The organism is uncultured Pelagimonas sp. (assembly GCF_947498515.1).
Classification (GTDB): Bacteria; Pseudomonadota; Alphaproteobacteria; order Rhodobacterales; family Rhodobacteraceae; genus Pelagimonas.
The window spans coordinates 12,918-28,856 of the sequence record NZ_CANMKO010000004.1; the positions used below are offsets into that span (position 1 = coordinate 12,918).

Annotated in this window: 16 protein-coding genes and 1 tRNA gene; 7 read left to right on the top strand and 10 right to left on the bottom strand. The window is 55.2% G+C overall.

Annotated elements, in window-relative coordinates; all coding sequences use genetic code 11:
• Positions 1 to 17 precede the first annotated feature (17 nt).
• From Q1A43_RS08900 to ctlX, 4 genes are all read right to left on the bottom strand, one after another.
• On the bottom strand, positions 18 to 536 hold the full coding sequence (locus Q1A43_RS08900; protein WP_299934256.1) for a DUF2478 domain-containing protein: 519 nt from the start codon (positions 534 to 536) through the stop codon (positions 18 to 20).
• A gap of 73 nt (positions 537 to 609) precedes the next feature.
• Positions 610 to 1,659, bottom strand: a complete 1,050-nt coding sequence (locus tag Q1A43_RS08905) for an ornithine cyclodeaminase (RefSeq protein ID WP_299934258.1) — start codon at positions 1,657 to 1,659, stop codon at positions 610 to 612.
• Positions 1,660 to 1,669: 10 nt separating this feature from the next.
• The gene (gene rocF, locus Q1A43_RS08910; protein ID WP_299934260.1) at positions 1,670 to 2,599 is read right to left on the bottom strand and encodes an arginase; all 930 of its coding nucleotides are present in this window, start codon (positions 2,597 to 2,599) and stop codon (positions 1,670 to 1,672) included.
• Complete coding sequence (gene ctlX / locus Q1A43_RS08915) at positions 2,596 to 3,531, bottom strand: citrulline utilization hydrolase CtlX (RefSeq protein WP_299924121.1); 936 nt, start codon at positions 3,529 to 3,531, stop codon at positions 2,596 to 2,598. The genes rocF and ctlX overlap by 4 nt, the downstream gene beginning before the upstream one ends.
• A 146-nt stretch (positions 3,532 to 3,677) precedes the next feature.
• Between ctlX and Q1A43_RS08920 the strand changes: the two genes are divergently transcribed.
• From Q1A43_RS08920 to Q1A43_RS08930, 3 genes are all read left to right on the top strand, one after another.
• Positions 3,678 to 4,103, top strand: coding sequence for an Lrp/AsnC family transcriptional regulator (locus tag Q1A43_RS08920; RefSeq protein ID WP_299923691.1), 426 nt, complete (start codon positions 3,678 to 3,680; stop codon positions 4,101 to 4,103).
• Positions 4,104 to 4,352: 249 nt separating this feature from the next.
• Positions 4,353 to 4,901, top strand: coding sequence for a YaeQ family protein (locus Q1A43_RS08925; protein WP_299934262.1), 549 nt, complete (start codon positions 4,353 to 4,355; stop codon positions 4,899 to 4,901).
• Positions 4,902 to 4,929: 28 nt separating this feature from the next.
• On the top strand, positions 4,930 to 5,301 hold the full coding sequence (locus Q1A43_RS08930) for a hypothetical protein (RefSeq protein ID WP_299934264.1): 372 nt from the start codon (positions 4,930 to 4,932) through the stop codon (positions 5,299 to 5,301).
• A gap of 30 nt (positions 5,302 to 5,331) precedes the next feature.
• Here Q1A43_RS08930 and Q1A43_RS08935 read toward each other — a convergent pair whose 3' ends face one another.
• The 6 genes from Q1A43_RS08935 to Q1A43_RS08960 all read right to left on the bottom strand — a co-directional run bounded on the left by Q1A43_RS08935 (position 5,332) and on the right by Q1A43_RS08960 (position 11,673).
• Positions 5,332 to 5,898: a YdeI family protein gene (locus Q1A43_RS08935; RefSeq protein ID WP_299934266.1), complete on the bottom strand. Its 567-nt coding sequence runs from the start codon at positions 5,896 to 5,898 to the stop codon at positions 5,332 to 5,334.
• Between the two features lie 48 nt (positions 5,899 to 5,946).
• Positions 5,947 to 6,501 carry a rhomboid family intramembrane serine protease gene (locus Q1A43_RS08940; RefSeq protein WP_299924124.1) on the bottom strand — a complete coding sequence of 185 codons (555 nt, stop codon included), beginning with the start codon at positions 6,499 to 6,501 and terminating at the stop codon, positions 5,947 to 5,949.
• Between the two features lie 108 nt (positions 6,502 to 6,609).
• The gene (locus Q1A43_RS08945) at positions 6,610 to 8,004 is read right to left on the bottom strand and encodes a S8 family serine peptidase (RefSeq protein WP_299934268.1); all 1,395 of its coding nucleotides are present in this window, start codon (positions 8,002 to 8,004) and stop codon (positions 6,610 to 6,612) included.
• Positions 8,004 to 8,888 carry a hypothetical protein gene (locus Q1A43_RS08950; protein WP_299934270.1) on the bottom strand — a complete coding sequence of 295 codons (885 nt, stop codon included), beginning with the start codon at positions 8,886 to 8,888 and terminating at the stop codon, positions 8,004 to 8,006. Before Q1A43_RS08950 ends, Q1A43_RS08945 begins: the two co-directional genes overlap by 1 nt.
• A 13-nt stretch (positions 8,889 to 8,901) precedes the next feature.
• A complete protein-coding gene (locus tag Q1A43_RS08955) occupies positions 8,902 to 10,716 on the bottom strand; it encodes a caspase family protein (protein WP_299934272.1) in 1,815 nt (604 codons plus the stop codon).
• Between the two features lie 867 nt (positions 10,717 to 11,583).
• A tRNA-Ser gene (locus Q1A43_RS08960) sits at positions 11,584 to 11,673 on the bottom strand.
• A 220-nt stretch (positions 11,674 to 11,893) separates the two neighbouring features.
• Here Q1A43_RS08960 and Q1A43_RS08965 point away from each other — a divergent pair.
• The 4 genes from Q1A43_RS08965 to Q1A43_RS08980 all read left to right on the top strand — a co-directional run bounded on the left by Q1A43_RS08965 (position 11,894) and on the right by Q1A43_RS08980 (position 15,813).
• Positions 11,894 to 12,766: an SPOR domain-containing protein gene (locus tag Q1A43_RS08965; protein ID WP_299934821.1), complete on the top strand. Its 873-nt coding sequence runs from the start codon at positions 11,894 to 11,896 to the stop codon at positions 12,764 to 12,766.
• A gap of 133 nt (positions 12,767 to 12,899) precedes the next feature.
• Complete coding sequence (locus tag Q1A43_RS08970; protein WP_299934274.1) at positions 12,900 to 14,069, top strand: D-alanyl-D-alanine carboxypeptidase family protein; 1,170 nt, start codon at positions 12,900 to 12,902, stop codon at positions 14,067 to 14,069.
• Positions 14,066 to 14,704, top strand: a complete 639-nt coding sequence (tmk, locus tag Q1A43_RS08975) for a dTMP kinase (protein WP_299934276.1) — start codon at positions 14,066 to 14,068, stop codon at positions 14,702 to 14,704. Before Q1A43_RS08970 ends, tmk begins: the two co-directional genes overlap by 4 nt.
• Positions 14,701 to 15,813 (top strand): DNA polymerase III subunit delta', encoded by a 1,113-nt coding sequence (locus tag Q1A43_RS08980; RefSeq protein WP_299934278.1) that lies wholly within the window; start codon positions 14,701 to 14,703, stop codon positions 15,811 to 15,813. Before tmk ends, Q1A43_RS08980 begins: the two co-directional genes overlap by 4 nt.
• Positions 15,814 to 15,939 lie beyond the last annotated feature (126 nt).

A 15,939-nucleotide genomic window follows, 5' to 3' on the forward strand; every position in this document is an offset into this window, starting at 1 on the left:
GGCTTAGATCCCCGGTCCTATTTCCTAGAGACCTTTAAACACCAGGTGACAATTTCATCTACAGAGATAGGGAGAGATTCGGCCATACCGGCGGTGAAATCAGCAAAGGCAACTTTGTTAGCCTGCCCCCCGCTCATGCCGACCAAAACCGGGATGCCTTGTTCCAAAGCCGCTGCAATCGCCGCGCGGAACCCGCGCCCTTCAGCCTCCTCTGGGCCGAATTTATTGAGGACAAAAACATCCGGTTTCTGCCCATCAAGCGAGGCTTCGACCGCCCCGACCGCATCGGCAATGGCCGCCGGGTTCAACCGACAGCCATTTGAGCCGTGGCCCAAGGATTGCGTGATCCGAATGGTATTTTGACTGGGCAAAACACGGACATCCATATCGCATTGATGACTGTTGTCGGGCATATCCTGTAGGACTTTGATAATCCCGCTTAGACGCAACCCGCGACGTTCCAGTTCCAGCGCGGCTTGCGAAATCAACCGATCCGTTTCGCCACGCCCTTCGGCTCCAACCGCTCCGATGTTCATGTCGCCCCCATTTTTGGCCTAGATGTGCACAATCTAGGTCACGTAAACCGTGGCGGCCATGCGACCCAACGCGCTAATGTTTGGAACGTTGCAACATTCCAAAGAGATCACGCGGGTCATCCGGGTCGGCCAACATATCCAATTGCGCATAGAAATCGGTACCTTGGATAGCCCCGAGCACATATCGCAAGGCCGAAAAATCTTCGATCGCGAAACCAACGCTGTCAAACAAGGTGATCTGCTTGGCGTCACGTCGTCCGGGCACCTGACCGGTGATCACTTGCCAAAGCTCGGTTACCGGGTGGTCCTTGTCCAATTGCTGGATTTCGCCTTCGATCCAGGTTTGGGGCGGGTATTCGACAAAGATATCAGAACGCAGAAGAATGTCGCGATGCAGTTCGGTTTTGCCGGGGCAATCGCCGCCAATCGCATTGATATGCACCCCAGAGCCGATCATGTTGTCGGTCAGGATCGTGGCATTCTGCTTGTCGGCGGTACAGGTCGTGATGATCTGCGCCCCTTCCATCGCCTCTTCGCCACTTGTGCAAGGCACGACGTTAAGACCCATCCCCGCAAGGTTTGCGGCGCATTTTTCCGTGGCACCTTGGTCCGTATCAAAAAGCCGAACTTCGGTGATGCCGCAAATCGCCTTGAAGGCCAGACATTGAAATTCCGATTGTGCGCCATTGCCGATCATCGCCATCACCGTTGCGCCCTTGGGGGCCAGATGTTTGGCGGCCATTGCGCTTGTCGCGGCAGTGCGCAGCGCCGTTAGCAAGGTCATTTCGGAGAGGAGTTTCGGATAGCCACTATCCACATCCGCCAAAAGACCAAAGGCGGTGACGGTTTGAAGCCCCTCTTTGGTGTTCTTGGGATGGCCATTCACGTATTTAAAGCCATACATCTCCCCATCAGACGTTGGCATCAGTTCGATCACACCGACATCGGAGTGAGAAGCCACGCGCGGGGTTTTATCAAACAATTCCCAGCGCTTAAAATCCGCCTCGATGGCGTTTGCCAAATCACGCAAAACGGTTTCGATCCCGATATGATGAACCAACGCCATCATGTTATCGACAGAGACAAACGGCACAAAGGCCAGATCAGAAGGTTGTGGTGCCATGATAAAAGCCTCAGTAGCTGCGGGTCACGCGGTCAAGAACACGGCGGCCAAACAGGCTTGCCGTGAGATCAACCATCAGCCGCGCGGTGCGGCCTTTGACATCAAGAAATGGGTTGAGCTCGACGAGATCGAGCGACGAAACAAGGCCGCTGTCATGGAGCATTTCCATAACGTGATGCGCCTCGCGGAAGGTTGCGCCACCGGGAACCGTTGTCCCAACCGCCGGGGCGATATCCGGTTCGATAAAATCGACATCAAGGCTCACATGGAGCAAACCTTTTGCCGCCTGAACACGATCCAAAAATGCCTTTAGCAAAGGCGCTATTCCATGCTCATCAATGGCACGCATATCGTGGGCGGTGACGTCGGTGTCTTGCAACAAACGGCGTTCTTCTCCGTCAACAGACCGCAGGCCTAAAATGCAAACATTGGCCGGATCAACCGCCGCAGGAAGGGGCGCATCAAGGTAGCTTTCAAACCCCGGCAACCCACAGGCAAAGGCCAAGGGAGTACCGTGAAGATTGCCGCTTTGGGTTGATCCGAATGTATTGAAATCGGCGTGGGCATCGAGCCACAAGACAAACAACGGCCGCCCCTCTTCGGCGGCAACTGTGGCATGCCCCGACACAGTTCCGGCGGACAACGCATGATCACCCCCCAGATAGATCGGCAGAGCCTCACACCGTGCCAGTTTTCGCGCATCTTTGTGCAAGGCCCGCGTCCAGCCGGCAACAGTTTCAAGCTGTTTCAGGTGGTTATGCGCGGTTGTGATGTGATCAACCGGTTCCGGCTCCGCATCCCCCAAATCCGTTACTTCGTGACCCAAGGCCTCAAGCTCTTCGGCCAGCCCGGCGGTGCGATAAGCATCCGGCCCCATAAGGCAGCCGCGCCGCCCTGCCCCGGCTTCGATCGGGGCCCCTAACAAAACGATCTTGGTCATGCTGCAATCTCCTCGGGTCGCGCACTCAGATGAAGGCCCGCGATGGTGCACCGCACCGACCCACCGGCAAGTTCGATGGTCGGAATGTCCAGCGCGACGATCTTGGTATGGCGTTCGATGCGTTGAATTTGATCCGGCGTCAGCGAGGCAACCGCGCGTGAAGAAATGGCCAGAATGCGGCCATCGCGACCCTGAAGCTCAATCGCATTCCCGGCAAACTCGCCAATTTGGACCGGGGTGAGTTCGATCACATCACGTGGGCCATCGGCCAAACGTGACACCACATCGGCCCGCCGGGTCGCATCCGGGATCATGCTGCTTCCTATGAGGGCAAAATCGGTTGCGATGCACATCAAGACATTGGTGTGATAGATCGGCGCGCCATCAATGGTCACGGCATCAAACACCACCGGTTCATAGTTGAAATGGGTGCAAAACCGCTCCAACAAAATCTCACTCGTACGGTTCGATCGCGCCGCATAGGCCACCCGCTCAAGGTGATCGAGAACCATGGCCCCCGTCCCTTCTAGAAACAGGCCATCCTGTTCCAGCCCAGAATAATCAATCACATCCTGCACCCGAAACCGCTGTTTGAGCATTTCCACAACATCTGCGCGGCGTTCGGCGCGCCGGTTTTTGGAATACATCGCATGCAAGGCGACGTGGCCTCCGGCATGGGTGGAAAACCAGTTATTGGGGAAAACGCTATCTGGCGTATCAGTTCCGGTGTCCTCAAACACATGGACAGCAACACCATGCGATTGCAGGATTTTTACCGCCTGTGAAACCTCATCATAAGCCTTTGTTGCAATCACGGAACGATCCCCCGATGCAGGCGTTTGAAATGCGTTGTCGGCGGCGGTTTGCGCGTTTGGGGTGAAATGATGTGGTCGGATCATCACAACCGCTTCGGGCGCTTGGAGCGAGCGCAGAGCCATATCAACTTCCTATTCTAGTCGGGTACTGTTTGGGCGTTGAACAGACTCTACAGGCCGGAAGTGAGCAAATCATATAGGCATGGGGTGCTTTCTTCGTAGTCACATTTGACATTATGCACATGCCAATTTAACAAATAGCTATGCAAATTCTTGATGACCTCGACCGCCGCCTTGTTGCCATCCTTCGTGAAGATGGCCGCGCCCCGATCTCAAAACTCGCCACCATCCTAGGGGTGACACGCGCCACCGTACAGGCGCGGCTGGATAAACTGATCGACAGCGGTGCCGTGCTTGGCTTTACCATTCGCGCACGTCAAGAACACGGCCCCGACGGAGTTCATGCGGTGATGATGATCGAAGTTTCGGGTCATTCAACCAGCGCCGTGATCCGCCGATTGCGCGGTGTGCCCGAGCTTAGGCAATTGCATTCGACAAATGGCAAATGGGATTTGGTCGCACAACTCACCGCCGATAGCCTACCGGAATTTGACCGTGTTTTGCGTGTCGTCCGCCAGATCGAGGGGATCACCAATAGTGAGACATCAATCTTGCTAAGTTCAGTGTGAGCAATCGATCTAGTTGCGTTACCCAATGGTTCGCATGACGGCTTGGCCTTCTGGTCTCGAAGATCCCGAATCCGCTTTGGCACCGCGGCGCATAAGCATAGGGTCCGGCAAAACGATCCGATGGCGAGCAATAACGAGGTAACTCAACGCTGTCATCAACCGATCTTTCGTGACGAGCTCCGTTATTTCCTTTCACTCAATCGGCAGGCGGACTAGTCACCTTTATCCGAACACTCCTAGGACAGGCTCATGGCACAGAAATCTACCATCTACAAAGTTGAACTTTCCGTGTCTGATATGGATCGTCACTATTACGAGACCCACAAGCTAACCGTTGCCAAACATCCATCCGAAACCGACGAACGGATGATGCTGCGTTTGGTTGCGTTTGCCTTGAATGCCGATGAGCAACTGGAATTGACCAAGGGGCTTTCGACCGATGATGAACCAGACATCTGGCAAAAAAGCCTGAGCAATGAGCTTGAGTTATGGGTCACTCTTGGGCTTCCAAGTGAGAAGATTGTTCGCCAATCTTGCGGCAAAGCCGATGAGGTGATCATCTATAGCTATGGCGGCAAAACAGCCGACGTTTGGTGGGACAAAATCCAAGGCACCACCACCCGGTTTGACAATCTCAAAGTCGTCAACTTTTCCGAACAGGACAGCCGCGCATTGGAACAATTGGCGAGCCGTTCGATGAAACTGCAGGTGAATATCCAAGACGGCGATGTGATGGTCAGCGCAGATGACAACGCTATCTATTTGACGCCGGTCATTTGGAAGAACACAGACCGCTAAGTGCGCCCCGAGGAAGAAAGCCGTGAGAATGTCTGAGCCTCAAGAAACCCCAACCGAACATGTGAAAGACGCTCTGGCACCTCGTGTCCGGGCGTTTCTTTGTGGCCTCTCCGAAAATGCCCTACCCATATCCTATCAGGCGCTTGCCAAGAATTTGCAGCTATCACCGCCGAACACAATCCTTCAACTGACCACAGCCTTGGAAGACTTGATCGCCGAGGATGCCGCCGCGGGGCACCCATTGATCGCGGCGCTGGTGATCAGCAAAGCGCGCGGTGTTCTACCGGCTCCGGGGTTCTTTGACAGCGCTATGCGTTCTGGCCGTGTCTATGACGACCCTGCAGCTTTCCACGCAACAGAATTCGACCTAGCCGTCAAATTTTGGTGCGGCCGAAGGTGACCGGCGACGGTTCATAATCGTCAACAGGCCTTACTTCTTTCGCAGAGACGGTATTTTCAAACCCGCCTGTGATGACTCAATCAAGATGCCAAGCCGTTTCAAACGCGTCTCCTCTTTCTTGGCGCTCATGACCCACCAAATGGAATCCCGCCGATAGGACGGCGCTAAATTGGCTAGAAACTGCCAGGCCGACGGGTTCGCTTTGATACGCACTTCAAACTCTTTGGAAAGGGGGATGTTTCGATCGTCAGACGTGTAACCTAGTTCATCCGATCTGTTGTTATAGACGCGTAAACCCGCTGGCCTCATCTTGCCCGATTGAATGAGCTCTTTTACCTTTTTGACGTTGACCGCGCTCCAAACACTGTTTGTTTTGCGTGGCGTAAAGCGGATTTTGTAGCTTTGATCATCAATGGAATGTCGAACCCCGTCGATCCATCCAAAACAAAGGGCGACATCAACGGAGTCAGACCATGATAGGCTCGGCCGACCGGTGTTTTTCCTGTAGTAGCCGACCCAAAGGTCCTTGGCGTCTGAGTTGGCTGTCAACCAACCGCTAAATGCGTCTTGTGTGGTGAAGAAAAACACCTCACTCATCTGCAAACCTCCGCAGGTGTAAAGCCGCTATTTCAAGGTCGAATGGTCTCATGAGGTTTGCCCAGAATTTCGCAAAGAATAGGCGGCAAAGACGCCTGCAACACAGCCGAAGAAGTGGGATTCCCAGCTGACACCCGGTTGACCGGGTAAAACGCCCCAAATCATTGTTCCATAAAATAAAACAACCCCAAGGGCGACGAAAAGGGGGACTGCGCGTTTTTCAACGACGCCCCGCGCCACCAAAAATCCAAACCAGCCAAAAATCAATCCAGATGCCCCGACATGTATCGCTGCGGCACCAAACAACCACACGCCAATCCCGCCGAGAGCCACGATAATAAGTGACGCCATCAAAACCAGTCTTTGAGCTGTGATCGCAACAAGACTTCCTAGGACGACAAGTGGAATTGTGTTGGCGGCGGCATGGCCAAATGAGCCGTGGAGAAACGGCATAAAAAGCACCCCGTCCAAGCCGCTAAGTGATCGGGGCAGCAATCCGAGCCAACCATTGAGCACGTAGCCCGTGGCTATGTTGACAAGCTCGACAGCCCAGATGACGCCCAACAAAACAGCAAGCCAATAGAAACGCCCTAAAGACAGCACCAAAAACCCTTTCCTTGTTTTCCCTTGGGTACCACAGCCCGGACAGGTGGGAAATGGGGCGACTATTTTGGGCGCTAGCCGAAAAATCGCTTTAAGAACCCGGTTTGGTTATCCGTTTTGATCAGCGACAAGAAGTTGCGTCATAAGAACATGCGTGTCTCGAAGGCCGGCAACGTATGCTTCGTTATCTGGATGGATATCCAACACTTGGTCAAATAGGGTTTTGGCTTGAAGCAGAAGTTTTGCGATCTCACGCTTTTCCATCCCCAGCTTTGGCCCGGCGTCGGCGATAGACAAAAGCGAGCTTGCGATATTGGCCCGTGGAGCGGGATCCCACGGCATCAGCCAGGCCGTCCAGTGGAACATATTGATGGCGCGATCAAGAAGCCCCAGCTCTCGACAGTCTTTCAACACAAGGCCTTTGTTCATGACTGTCGATGCAAAGAACAGGCGCGCCTCAAGCCGTCGAGTCGCAGAAATATCAAAATTGCCCACATCGCCGAGCGGATCAAATGCAAGGTCATAAATGGTTGCCAATTGGCGAGCGACCCAGAGCGGCACATCCTCTTTGCGTTCCGTCCAAAGATTTACATCCTTCTCGATGTCCTGTGCCATCGCCGAGACTTCGTTTGCGCGCAGCAAATCCCGAACCGGACGTGGGGTCTCACGCAGGGCTAGGGCCCCGGCAACCAGCGGGGCCGCGAAACTTGAGCCAATCGCGCCTTCGAGTTGCAAGACCGTGTAGTCCAACAGACCGGATTGAACAAAGTCCGGCTTTTGCCACGCCCTCTTTTCATGGCCATTCTCAAACCAGACGCGCTCGGTCTGAAATCCAATGGAAATGGTCTCGGGCGCGCGGGCCGGACAGAACAATCCGGCGTCGTTCCCTGCTGCGCACAAGACAACAGGCGATGTTGGACGCAGGCCTTGGGCAATCAGCGCGCACAGGCACTCTGGAAACCCACAAGAGGTCACAACAGGCATCTCAGGTTCGGACCCAGTGAGATAACGCGCCGCTCCGATGTAATCGGCCACGTCTACAAATGACGCCAGTTCCGCGTTAGGCCCGGGCTCCATCTTTTGAACAGCGCCAAGGCTCAGGCAAAGCGTATCAGCGTCAAGCGCTAGGGCCTCGGACACGGCACGCATCAATGCAGGAAGCTGGGGTGTGTTGCCTTTGCAAATGGCATAGTGAACGATTTCGGCGTCTGGTGCGGCTGTTCTGGCCAAGAGCGCGACAAGCGTTCCGTGAGGATGTGGCGCGTCATCGACCAAAGTGTGCAGTTTGACCGAGGACAGCGCCGGAATGGAAATATCCGGCATCGCATCGATAATCACGATCCGCTTGTTGGCCCCCGTTAGCCCATCCTTGTGGGCCGCTTTGATCGTCTCCCAGAACAACCCGACCAAAGGCAGTTTCCACCGGCCCGTATCCACGTCGAATTGGTCCAACAGCTCTAGTTCTTCGACAGAAGCGGACGCCAGCTGTAACTCAATCTCCATCACGCTGGCAACGCGGCATAGATGCGGGCCGCGACAGGTGCGGACCGAAGGTAAGCGGTCGGCGAATGGGTGTTGAACCTCTCAATCAGCCCATCACTGATGTTTTCGACGCCCTTTATGCCAAGCGTCGCTTGCGTTATCGGACGGCCAAGCGTCACAGGGTCATCGCGGCGATAGGCATTTGTCCATTTCTTAATCGGATTGTTTGGGACATCCTCACGACGAGGCAAAATCTGCTCCATCATGCCGATGGCTAACGGCGATCCAATCGTCAGGAAAAGCGGAATATCCCGGTCCTCTTGGCGTTCGTCCATAAGCAATGCAAAACTCACGACGGTTCCTAACGAGTGTGACACCACAATAGTTGGCTCATTATGGACATCGAAAATCGCCTTGCGGACGATCAACCCGATTTGAGCGGCAAGGCCTTCATCCTCGATGTAGTGGGTGGCCTGAGGTAGAAAGCCGCTCGCCAACCACTGCCCTCTGTTGGACAACACCCGCTCAATGGCCGACCCAGCCGAGACAAGCGAGCGTTGAAACCATCCTTGGGCGATCACAGGTTCTTGGACGACCCCCATATCGGCCAGAGCGTCGCGAACGTCGCTATCCTCAATCTCATTCTCGACTTGGTAGGCCTGCAAAAACGCAAGCGCCGCAGACCGGCGCTGGGTCTCATCGCCCTGTGCGACGACCTCGGGCTTCACGCCCTTTGCGGCGTCCGCCAGAATCTTACCGTAGTAGCCGACATCAATCTTCGGTTTCGGTTTTGGGGGAAGTCCAAGATCCGCCCAACCGTCGGTGATCGCTTGCCACCAATCTGCCTCAAGAATTTCTGGCGTGTTCATTTCGTTGTTAATGCCGTGAACAAATGCCAAACGCATTGTTGCTCCCCCTCTAATTATCGTTACTGTAAACTCCGTTCATCATCTCAATAAGCACGTCCAATGTGTCGTGACCGACAAAGCTTGGGAAAGGCGAAGGGGCCGAGTGCCGTCTGATTTTGGCGAGCACCGAGAACCGTTCTGCCTCTTCAAGGATCGTTTCGACCCTGCCCCATCCCGCAAGAAAAACCGGTGCAAACCCGGCAACCGGGCAATGTACAACCGCCTCAGTCCCACGCCAAGCATAGTCAGGCAACCCGTCCCGCATGGCGAGTATGTCATGTTCCACCTCTGGGAGATCAATGACAAACCCACTGGGGGTCAAACGCCATGGGACACGCGCAAGCATTGCAATATCGAACGGTATTTCCTGTTCAAATTCAGCATAAAAATAACACATGCGCCGAATCGAGGCAACGTCGCCAACCTGATCATAAAGGTAGGCGGCAACGATCCCATAAAGAGGATCGGAATGCTTTTTCAGTCGCAATTCGGCCGCAACAAACCCAACATGGCGTGGTCGCAACGTGCCTTCGACCAATCCTTTGAGCGCACGCATGGGATCGAAGGCGCGTTTGCCCTCGAAGCCGCCAAGCCCCACTTCGTGCCAACCAAGGGCATGCACGCCGGTGTCACTCAGAGCGAAGGTCATATTCAGGACATCCGACGACCCGGGCTGAATCGGCACGCAATGCGCCCCTGCTTGAAAAACTGCGGCGCTCGTGGCGACATCAAAGCCCCAATAATGCCCACCTATCGCTTGCTCTGCCTCCAACTTCACACCAAAAGCACGCTGACCATCCGGCAAATGGCAGATCAATTCATGTTGATTGAGCTCCTTTGACCCTACGTGAACGACAAGGCGCATACCTTGATCAAAAGCACTCTCAGCAACGGAGCGGCTTTCATCCCAGAACACCTGCCGCCATTCCGACGTCGTCGCCTCCATGAGGTCCGCTTTGTCACTATCGGAAAGCAGATCAAGTTTGTTCAAAGATACCAGATCGGACATCCGGGTGAGACCTTGCAGCCCAAATGTAGGCTTTGGCAGTAAGTCATGCCACTCTGGTCCCACTTGCTCTGGATCGACTTTGAGATAATCGTCGAGCCACGGATTAAGACCCGGTTGCATCGCCGCATATTGGCTTTTGCGAACACCGGCGGCCTTGTCTGGGAGCTCTTTTTCAACGTACTCAGCTAGGCTATGACTGGAAACGACGAATTCGTGTTTTTCCAAATGCGTCTTTGATAGCGCATCCATCGGTGGTGGGTCTTTCCCTAGGACGTCCAGAACAGTGTTCGAAAAAAGAGGGCCACCATCGGCCGCCGCAAAGGCCGACTTGCCCGGAAGCGTCGCCCGAAACATGTCCGCCCGAAAGGTGTTCCTTCGCCGGGTACCACGCACAAGAACCGGTGTGCCGTCGGCTGTATCATACGCCGGTGTCTGGCAGGCATCGCTGAAAATGCAAACCTGTTTGGCCCCATGGCTCAGGATCATGTCCCTAAACTGGATAACGTTCACTCGCTCCATCCAATCGTTTAGGCCGCCGGACAGGTACCAGATTTCGTTGCCATTTAGTTGCGCACCATGGCCACAAAAATGCACGACCACACGCGGTCGATTTTTCAAAACATCCGATGTTAGTTTGTCCCGAATATTCTGGGCCGTTACCGGTTTCTGTGCATCGATAAAAACAATGGCATCATCAAAGGTTGGATTATTCTGCGCGTAGGCCGCCATGCCTTTTACAGCCTCTTCAACACCGGGAAGTTCGTCTGCGCCAATCGGAGCATGAACGCCAATGGAAACTAATAATCGCTTGGCCATGAACACCTCGCACAAAAAAGCTTATGAGACAGCCAGTCTAGGCGAGTGGTTCCGTTTTTGACAATCCCAAGCTGCAGACCGATGACGTTCCACCCAAGAGCAATCACACTTGTTAGGCGGCAAAACCCTTGATGTGCTTTCATGATCCAGACACGGGTTGGAACGTAAAAACAAAGGGATGGGCCTTTGTTGGCGCACTCGTTGGCTGCAATAATCGCGACTTGAATTGCAACGCCTTGGCTCTGACGATAGGCAATTTCTCAGCTTCCCTCACCGTGGTCACTGGCCTTCCCCCTCCTGAAAACCTAATGATTCAGCAACTCCCGGAACGCTTGTAGGCCGTTGCGGCCTTGTTGGCTCTACTTTGCTTTCTCAACGTAAGCGATCGGTCAATGGGAACTTGACCCGCCAGCTCTTTGACGGTTGGCCCTTAGAACTGGACGCTGAAACGTGGGTTCAAACCTGCCTTACCCAAGGGGCGTTACTTTTGCGCCCGTTCACGTGGCTGATTTAAAGGAAACACGTCTGCGCCGTCCGGAGCAAAATCAGCCCCAAACAAAGCGCCCTTCTGGTTTTTCTGACCTCTGACTGTGACACGAAGACCCCAACGACGAGCTCAAGATTGGGTCAACAACCAGATATAGGCCCGCCCCTTTGCCGTGCCGCCTTGCCCCCAAGTTTGCGACAGGCTTTTTGCGAGCTTTCCCGCAAGTGCCGCCACAAAACTATCAACTGTCATACGACCCAAGGAAAGCAAGCCGGGAAATATCGGGCCAAGTATTAGAATGGAAAACGCGGGTTTTTCCCACAAATAACGGGAACTTACACACCTTGCGGGGGTCGAATGAGATCAACAAAAAGATAAAATGGCGGAGGCTCAGGGATTCGAACCCTGGGAGGACTTTCACCCTCGTCGGTTTTCAAGACCGGTGCATTCGACCACTCTGCCAAACCTCCGCGTTCGGGCATCCTTAATACCCCTTTTTCGATTCTAAAAGTCCTTTACTCCAAAAATCCGCGCATTCTCAAACTGCAGGCTTTTCATATGGCCCGCAACACGTTACTCTGACGGGAAAAGGGGGCAAAAGCTCCCGAAGAGGCAGTAGTGACCGGAAAATCCGGCATTGAGCGTGGCAACGCCCGCGCAGACACAGGCATGAGGCACAGCATGAGCGGTATGAATTCGCCCAAACGTAATCGGACTCTGCGCGCAACCTTTGCGTTCACCAGTTTTTTGATGCTCTCGGCATGTGCCGATGGGCAGATGCCCGGGTTCCTTCAACCCCAGGCAGGTGGCACAGATGAGGTTGTTGCCCGCGCGGCGACCTCGGGGGCTACAACAGAACGCGACGTGGAAGCGCCCGAGATTTTCCAAACGACCGAAGCCGGTCTTTGGGATGGTCGCCCCTCGCTAGGCGGTGTCTGGATCGCGCATCCTGATGTCACAGACCCAGAACGCGCCATCATTCGAAACGAAAGCAATGGCAAGTTCGTTATCGGAGCACTATTCCGTCGCGAACGTGAAACACCAGGGCCGCGTTTGCAGATCTCTTCAGATGCAGCCGCTGCGCTTGGCGTTTTGGCCGGTCAGCCGTCTAACTTGAACGTGGTCGCCTTGCGCCGCGAAGAAGTGGCCGTAGATACGCCTCTCGAACCCATGAATGACGCAGCCGCCATGCCAGCAGCGCCGGAAATTTCCGAAGGGACGCTTGATCCCGTATTGGATGGCGCGGCAAAAGCGATCGAAACTGCGGCCCTCGCCCCTACGGCCACGTCAGCAGCCCCCAAACCGAGCGCGAAGCCAGCCACATCGTCCCTGAGCAAGCCATATGTGCAAATCGGTATCTTCAGCGTAGAACAAAACGCCCGCAATACCGCCGTTGCAATGCGCCAAGCCGGTATGGTTCCAACCGTCAAAGAGCACAACTCCAAGGGTAAAACCTTCTGGCGCGTTGTCGTTGGCCCAGCTCAAACCAAATCCGAGCTGTCGACGCTTGTTAAAACCATCAAAGGCACCGGATTCACCGACGCCTATGCGGTGACAAACTAAGCCAAACACGCGCATTTTCGACGCCGTCGGCAAGAAAACGCAACCAATCACAAGCAGGCGGGTGACAGCCCGTCTGTTTCCGGCAATAAACAGTTTAACGTTTTGACCCGATTGTTTGGACAGGAGCCGCCACATGAGCTTTTTGCCCCGCCGCTTTTTGGCTAGTGCCGCTGTTTTTGCCTTATTGGCCGCGCCTGCTTCGGCATTTGACACCCGCGCCAAGGCGGCTTTCGTTCTAGACCAAACCACCGGAACGGTTTTGCTCGCAAAGCGCGCTGACGAAGCGCTCCCCCCCGCCTCGATGTCCAAGCTTATGACGCTTTATATTGCGTTTGAGGCCATTCGTGACGGGCGTTTGAAGATCGACGAAAAGCTCCCCGTTTCCAGCCATGCCATGTCTTATGGCGGATCAACGATGTTTTTGGACACCACGGATCGGGTCAAAGTCAGCGACCTGTTGCGCGGTATCATTGTTCTTTCGGGCAACGACGCCTGCGCCGTTATCGCCGAAACCCTTAGTCCGGATGGCACGGAAAAAGGGTTTGCCAAACTCATGACCCAACGCGCCCAGCAATTGGGCATGACAAGTTCGAGTTTCCGCAATGCGTCGGGTTGGCCCGCACAGGGTCATGTCATGTCGATGCGTGACCTCGTGTTGTTGGCAAATCTCTTGATCAAGGACTTCCCCGAGCATTACGAAATGTTCTCCGAGAAAACCTTTGCCTTTGATGGCCGAGCCCCGGGCAACGTCAACAACCGCAATCCACTTTTGGCACTTGGAATTGGGGCCGACGGGTTAAAGACCGGCCACACCAGCGAGGCCGGGTACGGCCTTGTCGGTTCCGCAACCAACGGCAAACGCCGGGTAATTTTTGCAATTACCGGGCTAGACAGTGAACGCGCCCGCGCCGAGGAATCCGAAGCGATTGTGAACTGGTCCTTTCGTCAGTTCGCCGAACAAACAATTGTAACCAAGGACAAAGCCGTCGCAGACGCCGATATCTGGTTGGGGGCCGAGGACAAAGTTGGACTGGTTGCCAAACAAGATATCACATTGCTATTGCCGGTAAATCCATTGGGTGGGGTCAAGGCCGAGGTGGTGTATACCGGCCCGATTGAGGCCCCCGTGGAACAGGGCCAAAAATTGGCGGAGTTGATCATAAGCCCAGACGGGTTGCCTGAAACCCGTGTGCCCTTGGTCGCAGAAAAAGCGATTGCCGGGGGTGGGTTTATGGATCGGATGCTGACCGTGTCACAGGTTTTGCTAAAGCGCCTGCAGGACGGCCCAAAGGAGCAATTGTGACGACCAAAAACGGGGCAATAGGGCTGTTTGTCAGCTTTGAAGGCATAGACGGTTCCGGAAAATCAACGCAGGCGCGGCTCTTGGCAGAGGCGTTGCAGAAAGCTGGCCGCGATGTTGTGTTGACGCGCGAACCCGGTGGCAGCCCCGGAGCCGAAGAAATTCGCGCCTTGGTGTTGCAGGGCGATCCTGACCGATGGTCAGCGGAGACCGAGCTTTTGCTTTTTACCGCCGCACGGCGCGATCATTTGGAACGCACCATTCGCCCTGCCCTTGCCGCCGGTAAGGTGGTTATTTGTGATCGTTTCGCCGATAGCACCCGCATGTATCAAGGGCTGTCGCGCGGCGATCTGCGCGCCAAAGTTGACGCACTTCACGACCTGATGATTGGCATGGAACCGGACCTGACATTGTTGTTCGATATGGACCCCAGCGCCGGCTTGGCGCGGGCCAAATCTCGCGCGACTGTGGAAGAGCGCTTTGAAGATTTCGGCGTTGGTTTGCAGGAAAAGATGCGCGCCGGTTTCTTGGCTCTGGCCGATGAATTTAGCGACCGGTTTGAAGTCATCGACGCAGCACGTGACATTGACGCCATTTTCAGCGATGCCTTGGCGCGCGTTTCGGCCCGCCTGACATGAGCGACGTTGAACTGCCGGAACCCGATCGCATTGAAGGGGCGTTACATCCTCGCGAAACGCCCGAATTGTTTGGTCAAAGCCGCGCCGAGGCCGACTTTCTAACCGCGTTCAACACCGGTCGCTTGCACCATGGTTGGATGCTCACCGGCCCGCGCGGTGTTGGCAAAGCAACTCTGGCGTGGCGCATTGCGCGGTTTTTGCTGGCGACCCCACTAGTCGACAAACATGACATGTTCGGGGCCCCGCCCCCCCCCGAGACGCTTGATATTTCCCCCGACCATCCGGTGGCGCACCGCGTTTTGGCCCTATCCGAACCGGGGTTGTTCTTGTTGCGTCGTGGTCCAACGGACAAAGGCGACAAACTGGCCGCAGAAATCCGCGTCAACGAAGTGCGCAAGCTCGGCCATTTCTTTTCCCTTTCGGCTGCAGATGGCGGTCGCCGCGTGGTGATTGTCGACAGCGCCGACGAGTTGAACATTCAAGCCGCCAACGCGATCTTAAAGATGCTCGAAGAGCCGCCCGCCAACACAACGATCTTATTGATAAGCCACCAACCGGCCAGACTGCTGCCGACGATCCGCTCGCGCTGTCGCGTTTTGCGGCTTGGTCCCTTGTCACCCGATGACATGACCATCGCCTTGGCTCAGGCCGATGCCCATGTCGCCCCGGCTGATGCGCCCGCCCTGACAGAATTGTCGCAAGGATCGGTCGGTGAGGCCTTGCGCCTTATCAATCTAGGCGGGTTGCAGCTCTATTCGGACATATTGGCGGTTCTTGGTAGCCTGCCCAATTTTGACCGTGCCAGAATGCTCTCCCTATCAGATAGTTGTGCGGGCAAAGGCAAGGAAGCGCGGCTTGATTTGTTGTTGACGCTTGTCGACCAACTTACCGCCCGCCTTGCTCGCACGGGTGTGACCGGCCATCCGCCATTGCACGAAGCGGCCCCTCAAGAGGCCGGGATTTTGGCACGTCTGTCACCCGATCCGCAAACCGGTCGGCACTGGGCAACTTTGGCGGGTCAAGCGAGCGATCGCGCCCGACATGCCCGCGCCGTCAATGTTGACCCCGCAGCTTTGGTAACAGACCTGTTTCTGCAGCTAAAAACCTAGCGTTAAACACCAAACGCCGCGACATCTGGGGTCCGGCTCCCGCCGCAATGACTTCAAGATTGCCGAGGCTCCCTTGGCCTCCTCCGAAACTGTGCTCAACGCCGTATTCGAGCAACGGGCCGGGAA

Excerpts from the sequence above, each read along its gene's own strand:
- Q1A43_RS08900 (WP_299934256.1), bottom strand. The coding sequence starts at position 536 with ATGAACATCGGAGCGGTTGGAGCCGAAGGGCGTGGCGAAACGGATCGG.
- Q1A43_RS08905 (WP_299934258.1), bottom strand. The coding sequence starts at position 1,659 with ATGGCACCACAACCTTCTGATCTGGCCTTTGTGCCGTTTGTCTCTGTC.
- rocF (WP_299934260.1), bottom strand. The coding sequence starts at position 2,599 with ATGACCAAGATCGTTTTGTTAGGGGCCCCGATCGAAGCCGGGGCAGGG.
- Q1A43_RS08920 (WP_299923691.1), top strand. The coding sequence starts at position 3,678 with ATGCAAATTCTTGATGACCTCGACCGCCGCCTTGTTGCCATCCTTCGT.
- Q1A43_RS08925 (WP_299934262.1), top strand. The coding sequence starts at position 4,353 with ATGGCACAGAAATCTACCATCTACAAAGTTGAACTTTCCGTGTCTGAT.
- Q1A43_RS08930 (WP_299934264.1), top strand. The coding sequence starts at position 4,930 with ATGTCTGAGCCTCAAGAAACCCCAACCGAACATGTGAAAGACGCTCTG.
- Q1A43_RS08935 (WP_299934266.1), bottom strand. The coding sequence starts at position 5,898 with ATGAGTGAGGTGTTTTTCTTCACCACACAAGACGCATTTAGCGGTTGG.
- Q1A43_RS08945 (WP_299934268.1), bottom strand. The coding sequence starts at position 8,004 with ATGGAGATTGAGTTACAGCTGGCGTCCGCTTCTGTCGAAGAACTAGAG.
- Q1A43_RS08950 (WP_299934270.1), bottom strand. The coding sequence starts at position 8,888 with ATGCGTTTGGCATTTGTTCACGGCATTAACAACGAAATGAACACGCCA.
- Q1A43_RS08955 (WP_299934272.1), bottom strand. The coding sequence starts at position 10,716 with ATGGCCAAGCGATTATTAGTTTCCATTGGCGTTCATGCTCCGATTGGC.
- Q1A43_RS08965 (WP_299934821.1), top strand. The coding sequence starts at position 11,894 with ATGAATTCGCCCAAACGTAATCGGACTCTGCGCGCAACCTTTGCGTTC.
- Q1A43_RS08970 (WP_299934274.1), top strand. The coding sequence starts at position 12,900 with ATGAGCTTTTTGCCCCGCCGCTTTTTGGCTAGTGCCGCTGTTTTTGCC.
- Q1A43_RS08980 (WP_299934278.1), top strand. The coding sequence starts at position 14,701 with ATGAGCGACGTTGAACTGCCGGAACCCGATCGCATTGAAGGGGCGTTA.